7 protein-coding genes are annotated in these 8,040 nt (G+C 69.8%); 4 read left to right on the forward strand and 3 right to left on the reverse strand.

The genetic code is table 11. The features are described from left to right. The first annotated feature begins 189 nt into the window (after positions 1 to 189). From OXG55_14000 to OXG55_14015, 4 genes are all read left to right on the forward strand, one after another. A complete protein-coding gene (locus OXG55_14000) occupies positions 190 to 957 on the forward strand; it encodes a (Fe-S)-binding protein (protein MCY4104353.1) in 768 nt (255 codons plus the stop codon). A gap of 46 nt (positions 958 to 1,003) precedes the next feature. Beyond that, the gene (locus OXG55_14005; protein ID MCY4104354.1) at positions 1,004 to 2,365 is read left to right on the forward strand and encodes a LutB/LldF family L-lactate oxidation iron-sulfur protein; all 1,362 of its coding nucleotides are present in this window, start codon (positions 1,004 to 1,006) and stop codon (positions 2,363 to 2,365) included. A 160-nt stretch (positions 2,366 to 2,525) separates the two neighbouring features. Beyond that, a complete protein-coding gene (locus OXG55_14010; GenBank protein MCY4104355.1) occupies positions 2,526 to 3,134 on the forward strand; it encodes an LUD domain-containing protein in 609 nt (202 codons plus the stop codon). Further along, entirely contained in the window at positions 3,131 to 4,435 is a 1,305-nt protein-coding gene (locus OXG55_14015) for an MFS transporter (protein MCY4104356.1), read from the forward strand. Before OXG55_14010 ends, OXG55_14015 begins: the two co-directional genes overlap by 4 nt. An 18-nt stretch (positions 4,436 to 4,453) precedes the next feature. Here OXG55_14015 and rpsJ read toward each other — a convergent pair whose 3' ends face one another. The 3 genes from rpsJ to fusA all read right to left on the reverse strand — a co-directional run. Next, positions 4,454 to 4,768, reverse strand: coding sequence for a 30S ribosomal protein S10 (rpsJ, locus tag OXG55_14020; protein ID MCY4104357.1), 315 nt, complete (start codon positions 4,766 to 4,768; stop codon positions 4,454 to 4,456). 6 nt (positions 4,769 to 4,774) lie between these two features. Further along, complete coding sequence (gene tuf / locus OXG55_14025; protein ID MCY4104358.1) at positions 4,775 to 5,965, reverse strand: elongation factor Tu; 1,191 nt, start codon at positions 5,963 to 5,965, stop codon at positions 4,775 to 4,777. Positions 5,966 to 6,102: 137 nt separating this feature from the next. Next, on the reverse strand, positions 6,103 to 8,040 hold a 1,938-nt coding region (gene fusA, locus OXG55_14030), incomplete at its 5' end, for an elongation factor G (protein ID MCY4104359.1).

The following is an 8,040-nucleotide window of genomic DNA, read 5'->3' on the forward strand; positions in this document are numbered from 1 at the left end:
CAGGTCAGTCGGTCCGGCGACCGATACCGGTTTGGCGCGTCAGCGGCGAGCCTTGACTTCTTCGGAAAGGAGATCTGGCTCGGACAGTCCAACCCTGCTTCTACCGATATCAGCAGCACCGCTATATCTTTTTGTCGATTTCACGAACGTGTGTTGACACTGCCGCAGGGACTTGCTAGGGTGCGCGGCGTGATCGTCCGGTTCTTCGCCAGTTGCCTCGTCGAACTGCTACGGCCCGACATCGCGACGGCGGCGCAGCGAGCGCTGCAAGGCGCCGGCCACGAACCCGAAGCGCTGGTGGGCGCCACCTGCTGCGGACAGCCCGCCTACAACGCCGGCTACGGGGCCGAGGCGCGGCGCGTGGCCCGGCGCACGCTGCGTGCCCTCGGCGACGACGACAGACCTTGCGTCGTTGCCTCCGGATCCTGCGCCACGATGATCGCCCACCACTGGCCGGAGTTGTTCGAGGGAACCCGCGAGGAAACAGCGGCCCGCCGGGCTGCCGGGCGCACCGTGGAACTGACGGCGTTCATGACGACCTCCGGCGACGACGCGGCGCCGGCCAGCGGCACCGGTCACGACGATCACGCCGGCGGCCCGGATGGTTCACGCCCCGGAGGGCGCGCTGCGGTCATCGTGCACGATTCGTGCCATGCGTTGCGCGAGCTCGGTGCGGGCGCGACGGTCAGGAGGGCTCTCGCCGACGCCGGACACCCCACACGGAGCGCCGAGGGAAGCGAGCGATGCTGCGGGTTCGGCGGCTCGTTCTCGGTCAAGCTGCCCGCCGTGTCGGTGGCCATGGCCGACGAGAAGCTGGACAGTTTCGTCGCAACCGGGTGCGAGCAGGTGACGAGCTGTGACCTCTCGTGCCTGCTGCATCTGCAGGGCCGGGCCCGCCGCCGCGGCTTGGAGCTGCGTTTCGATCACGTGGCCACACTGCTGGACCGCGAGACGTGAGCGCCCGGCAACCGCGCGACCCACGCCGCGCCGAAGCCCCTGCCGCGTGAGCGCTCCCACCGCCACCCCGGTCAGCTTCAGCGGTCGAGCCGGGCGCGCCCTCGGCGACGAGCGCATGCGGGCGGCGATCGCCCGCGGCACGGGCCTCATGCTGGAACGGCGCCACGAGGCCATCTCCGCACTGGCCAACGCCGACGAACTACGCGACGCCGCCTCCGCCATCCGGGCGGAGGCCCTGCGGCGCCTTCCCGAACTCCTCGAGCAATGGTCGGACAACCTGACCGCCCGCGGCGGGCAGGTGCACTGGGCCGGTGACGCCGACGAGGCCACCGCCATCATCGCCGAGATCGTCAACCGGCGCGGTGGCGAGGTCATCGCCAAGGGCAAGTCCATGATCTCCGAGGAGATCCACCTGAACGCGGTCCTGGAGCAGGCCGGCGCCGACGTCGTGGAGACCGACCTGGGGGAGTTCATCCAGCAACTGGCCGGCGAACCCCCCTCGCACATCGTGGCACCGGCAATGCACAAGGATCGCTTCGAGGTCGCCGACCTGCTCAGCGCCGATCGGGGAGCGCCGGTCAGCCCCGAGATCAAGGCCGAGGCGGCCTATGCCCGGCGACGTCTCCGGCAGGCCTTCCTGGACGCCGGCGTGGGGATCACCGGCGTGAACTTCGCCGTCGCCTCGGTCGGCTCGATCTGCCTCGTCGAGAACGAGGGCAACGGGCGCATGTGCTCCAGCCTGCCGCCCACCCACATCGCCCTCATGGGACTCGAGCGCATCGTGGCGGACTTCGCCGAACTGGACGTGATGCTGAACCTGCTCGCCCGCTCCGCGACCGGCCAGGCACTGACGGTCTACACGAACATCATCACCGGCCCGCGGCGTCCCGGCGAGATCGACGGTCCCGAGGAGTTGCACGTCGTGGTGCTGGACGGTGGGCGCAGCGCAGCGCTGGGTACCGAGTTCTCGTCGGCGCTGCACTGCATCCGCTGCGGCGCCTGCCTGAACGTCTGCCCGGTCTACCGGCAGGTCGGCGGCCACGCCTACGACTCGGTCTACAGCGGGCCCATCGGCGCCGTGCTCACCCCGTTGCTGAGACCCGACGACCCGGCGGCTCGCGAGCTCTCGGAGGCCTCGTCGCTGTGCGGCGCCTGCACTGAGATCTGCCCGGTGCGCATCCCGCTGCACGACCTGCTGCTGCACCTGCGCCACCGGGATGCCCGGGCCGACGCCTCCCGGTTGCGGCGGGCGGGCTTCTGGTTGTGGTCTCAGGCGTGGTCGAGGCGCTGGACCTTCCGGATCATGGTGCTCGCCGCCCGGGCGGGCTTGCCGCTGCTGCGCCGGATGCGCCACCTGCCCGACGTCGGCTGGCTGGGAGCCTGGCGGCGCGGGCGGGAGTTGCCGTGAGCCTCCCGGGCAATCGACCGCCGATCCACAAGGCCTCGGGGGCGGGGGGCAGGAGGCTCCGCGCGCAGTTTCTCTGTCTGAGCACGGAGGCTCCTGCCCCCCGCCCCCACAACACAGGCACGACCTCCCCGGTCGCCAGAACCATGTGCGGCCCACAGCGATGACCGACGGGGGCGGAGGCACGCCGCGAGGCGAGTTCCTGGCGCGACTCGGGTCCGGCGCGCCCCGCGGTGCGGACACCGGCGAACCGCCGCCGACGCCGGCCGCTCGGTTCACAACCTCCCGCAGCGGCCCGGACGGGTTCATGGAGTCCTGGACGGCTCTCGGCGGAACCGCCGAACGGATCCCCGGCGAGGAACTGCCGGAAGCGGTCGCCGCCTACGCCGCTCGCCACGACGGGCCGTTGCTGGCCGCCGCCGGGCTCGGCGTCGGCGCTGATCTGCTCTGGCCGGACTGCGGGTCACAGGCCGCGGCAGGGGCCGCCGTCGGTGTGGTGCGGGCCGTCGCCGCCGCGGCGCAGACCGGCACCGTGCTGCTGCGAGCCGGCGACAACGGTGGGCGGGCGGCCAGCCTGCTGCCCCCGGCCTGCATCTTCGTGATCGAAGCCGGCACCGTCGTCGACACCCTGGGCGACTACCTGCGCAGCGTCGAGGATCCTCCGAGCCAGCTGGTGGCCGTCACCGGGCCGTCCCGCTCGGCCGACATCGAGAGCACGCTGGTCATCGGCGTCCATGGACCGGGGGAAGTACACGCCATACTCACCGGGTGACGGAGCGCCCCACATCCGAGCGCCTCTTCACGCCGGCGTTCGCGGCGCTGCTGCTGGCCTGCGTGTGGTACTTCCTCGTGACGGGGATGATGTTCGAGGCGATCCCGCGGTTCGTCTCGACCACTCTGGGGGGACAGGACTGGGGTGTCGGCGTCGCCATGGGGATCGCCGGACTGGCGGCCGCGCTGCTGCGGCTCCCCGCGGGGCGACTCACCGATCTCAAGGGGCGCCGGTGGGTGCTGGTCCTGGGCTCGGCGGTGGCGGGCGCCAGCATGCTGGGCCTCCTGGCCGCCCGGAGCATCAGCGCCGTCGTCGGGTTCCGCCTGCTGACCGGCCTCGCCGAAGCCGCCTACTTCGTCGCCGCGGCGACGGCGCTGCAGGATCTCGCCCCCGCCGGCCGCCGCGGGGAGGCCACGTCGTACTTCTCCGGGGTGGCGTACGTGGGCTTCGCCCTCGGCCCCGTACTCGCCGAATGGCTCATCAAGCGTTACTCCTTCGACGTGGTCTGGCTGCTCGCGGCCGGGCTGAGCCTGATCGCCGCGGTGCTTTCGCTGCGGGTCCCGCAGAACCGCAGCAGCGTCCTACCCGACGGGCGCTTCTGGCCGAAGCCGCTGCTTCACCCCGCGGCGCGGGCCCCGGGCGCGGTCCTGCTGATCGGACTGATGGGCTTCGCCAGCTTCGTGACGTTCGCGGCCTTGTGGGCGACCGACGTGGGAATCGCACGGGCCGGCGACGTGTTCATGCTGCTGGCGGCGACCGTGCTGACCGTACGGGTGCTCACCGCACGAGTGGTCGACAGGATCGGCGCCCGCGCCACCGCCACCGTCGCTCTGAGCGCCTCGGCGGCCGGGCTTGCGGTCATGGCTCTCTGGCAGGCCCCCGCCGGGGTCTACCTCGGCACGGTCGTCCTGGCGGTGGGGCAGGGCTTCATGTTCCCTGCGCTGTTCACGCTGGTCATCCTGGCGGCGCCGGAGACCGAGCGGGGTCAGGCCGTCGGGGCGTTCAGCATCTCCTTCGACCTGGCCTTCGGCCTCGGCGGCGTCCTAGCGGGGACCGTCGCCAACTGGCTCGGCGGGATCCCGGCGGCCTTCTGGTTCGGCGCCTCGGCGTGCGGGCTGGCACTGGTGGTCGCCCGCGCCATCATCCCGGCGCCCCGGAGCCCGCGGGACAGCAACCCGCCGCCGACCGAGGGTGGGGATGCCGGGGGTGCCGTAGGCGGCCATTCCAAGGCCGCCGGAGCGCCACCGGTAGCCCCGCCCGGACACCCGGACACCACTGGATTCCGGCCCGCGCCGGAATGACGAGTTGGGCGCAGGGCCTCAGAGAATCTTGATCTCGATGTCGACCCCGGCGGGAAGGTCGATGCGCTGCAACGAGTCCACCGTCTTGGCCGAGGAGTTCACGATGTCCAACAGCCGCTTGTGAATACGCATCTCGAAGTGCTCGCGGCTGTCCTTGTCCTTGTGGGGTGAGCGGATCACGGTGACGCGGTGCCGCTCGGTGGGCAGCGGCACCGGCCCGCGCACGTCGGCCTGGGTTCGCTTCACGGTCTGCACGATCTTGCGCGCCGACTGATCCACGACCTCGTGGTCGTACGCCTTGAGGCGGATCCGGATCTTCTGCCCCGTGGCCACGGCGGGCTACTTCAGGATCTTGGTGACGGCGCCGGCGCCGACGGTTCGCCCACCCTCGCGGATGGCGAAGCGCAGACCCTCGTCCATGGCGATGGGGGCGATCAGCTCGACGGTCATCTGGGTGTTGTCGCCCGGCATGCACATCTCGATGCCCTCGGGCAGCGCGATGGAACCGGTGACGTCGGTGGTGCGGAAGTAGAACTGCGGCCGGTAGCCGTCGAAGAACGGCTTGTGGCGCCCACCCTCGGCCTTCGTCAGCACGTAGACCTCGGCCTCGAAGTGGGTGTGCGGGGTGATGGAGCCGGGCGCGGCCAGCACCTGGCCCCGCTGCACCTCGTCCTTGGCGACGCCGCGCAACAGCGCGCCGATGTTGTCACCGGCGCGACCCTCGTCGAGGATCTTCCGGAACATCTCCACACCGGTGCACACCGTCTTGCGGGTCTCCTTGATGCCGACGATCTCGACGTTGTCGCCGGTGTTCACGATGCCCTGCTCGACCCGGCCGGTGACCACCGTGCCGCGGCCCGTGATCGAGAACACGTCCTCGATGGGCAGCAGGAACGGCTTGTCGACGTCGCGGGCCGGCTCGGGCACGTAGCTGTCGACCTGCTCCATGAGTGCCACGACCTGATCGGCGGCCTCGGTGTCGCCATCCAGTGCCTTGAGCGCCGAGACCGGCATGACCGGCGTGTCGTCGCCGGGGAACCCGTACTCGTCCAGCAGCTCGCGCACCTCGAGCTCGACGAGCTCCAGCAGCTCAGGGTCGTCGACGGCGTCCACCTTGTTGAGCGCCACCAGGATGCGCGGCACGCCGACCTGCCGGGCCAGCAGCACGTGCTCGCGGGTCTGCGGCATGGGCCCGTCGGCGGCGGAGACCACCAGGATCGCCCCGTCCACCTGCGCGGCACCGGTGATCATGTTCTTGATGTAGTCCGCGTGGCCGGGCATGTCGACGTGGGCGTAGTGCCGGTTGGGCGTCTCGTACTCCACGTGAGCGACGTTGATGGTGATGCCCCGCTCGCGCTCCTCGGGGGCCTTGTCGATGGAGTCGAAGTCCGTGAACTGCGTCGACTCCGGATCGCGTTCGGACAGGACCCGCGTGATCGCAGCGGTCAGTGTCGTCTTGCCATGGTCGATGTGCCCCATGGTCCCCACGTTGATGTGAGGCTTCGAACGCTGGAAGACTTCCTTGGCCATTTCTCGCTCCTGATGCTCCGTTTCGATTGTGGTTCTGTTCGGTTCGTTTGCAGGCGGTTGTGTTGCGAATTCGCGCGACCCGGCCGCGCGGCTCGTTCCGGCGGTGCGCTCGCGGCGGCAGTCGGATCTTCGGTTGGTCAGACGCCGCGCACGCGGGAGATAATCGTCTCCTGCACCGACACGGGCACCTGCTGGTACGAGTCGAACTGCATGGTGTAGGTAGCCCGACCCTGAGTGCGCGAACGCAGGTCGGTAGCGTATCCGAACATCTCTGCAAGCGGCACCGTGGCGTTGACGACTTGATTGGCGCTGCGCTGCTCGGTCGCCAGCACCCGCCCGCGGCGGCTGTTGATGTCGCCCACGACATCGCCCAGGAAGCGTTCGGGCACCACCACCTCTGTTGCCATGACCGGCTCGAGCAGGACCGGCGAAGCCTTGTGGGCAGCCTCCCGGAACCAGGCCACCGCCGCGATCTTGAAGGCCATCTCCGAGGAGTCCACATCGTGGTACTTGCCGTCGTTCAGGATGACGCGGACCCCGACGGTGGCGAAACCCGCCAGGACGCCGGTGGTGAGAGCCTCGCGGATACCCGCCTCCACGGACGGGACGTACTCCTTCGGGATCGCCCCGCCACTCACCTCGTTCACGAACTCGAAGTCCTCGCCTGCCCCCAGCGGCTCGATCGAGGCACAGATGACGGCGAACTGACCGAGACCGCCGGTCTGCTTGCGATGCATGTAGGTGTGCTCGAGCACCGGGGCGGTGAGCGTCTCCCGGTAGGCCACCTGGGGCCGGCCCACCGAGGCGTCCACCTTGAACTCCCGCAGCATTCGATCCACGATCACCTCGAGATGCAGTTCACCCATGCCGGCGATGATGGTCTGGCCGGTGTCGGTGTCGGTACGCACCCGGAACGTGGGATCCTCCTCCGCCAGCGCCTGCAGGGCCTTCGACAGGCGATCCTGGTCGGCCTTCGACTTGGGCTCGACAGCCACGTCGATCACCGACTCGGGGAAATCCAGCTGCTCCAGCAGGATCGGATGGTTCTTGGCGCAGAGCGTGTCACCGGTGCGGGTGTTCTTGAAGCCGACCCCGGCCACGATGTCCCCGGCGCCCACCTCGGCGCGGTCCAGGCGATCGTTGGCGTGCATCTCCAGCAGGCGCGAGATGCGCTCGGTGCGACCGGTCCGGCTGTTCAGGACCTGATCGCCCTTGGACACCTTGCCGCTGTAGATGCGGAAGTAAGTGAGCCGCCCCACGTGCGGATCGGACATGATCTTGAAGGCGAGGGCGGCGAACGGCTCCGCCTCGTCGGTGTCCCGCGTGAGTATCGCACCGCTGCGGGGGTGCGTTCCCTCCACCGGCGGCAGGTCCAGCGGGGACGGCAGGTAGTCCACGACGGCATCCAGCAGCGGCTGCACGCCCTTGTTCTTGAACGCCGAGCCGCAGAGCACCGGAACGAACTCCCCGGACAGGGTGCCCCGACGGATGGCCGGCCGCAGATCCTCCGCCGTGATCTCCTCCTCCGCCACGAACTTCTCCAGGATGCCGTCGTCGATGGTGCTGACCGCATCGATGATCTCGGCCCGCCGCATCTCGGCCATTTCGACCAACTCCGGCGGCACCTCCACCTCCTCCCAGGTGGCACCCAGGTCGGAGGTGTTCCAGACGAGGCCGCGCATGGTCAGCAGGTCGACCACACCGGCGAAGTCGGACTCGGAACCGATCGGCACCTGCAGCACCAGCGGGTTGCAGTCCAGCCGCTCGCGGATGCTGCCGGTGCAGAAGAAGAAATCGGCACCGGTGCGATCCAGCTTGTTGACGAAGCAGATGCGGGGCACGCCGTAGCGGTCCGCCTGGCGCCAGACGGTCTCGGTCTGCGGCTCCACGCCGGCCACGCCGTCGAAGACGGCCACGGCGCCGTCGAGCACGCGCAGCGACCGCTCGACCTCCATGGTGAAGTCCACGTGACCTGGGGTGTCGATGATATTGATGCGGCTGTCGCGCCAGATGCAATGAGTGGCGGCTGCGGTGATCGTGATGCCCCGCTCCTGCTCCTGGGCCATCCAGTCCAT

This window comes from bacterium, assembly GCA_026708055.1.
Classification (GTDB): Bacteria; Actinomycetota; Acidimicrobiia; order Acidimicrobiales; family CATQHL01; genus VXNF01.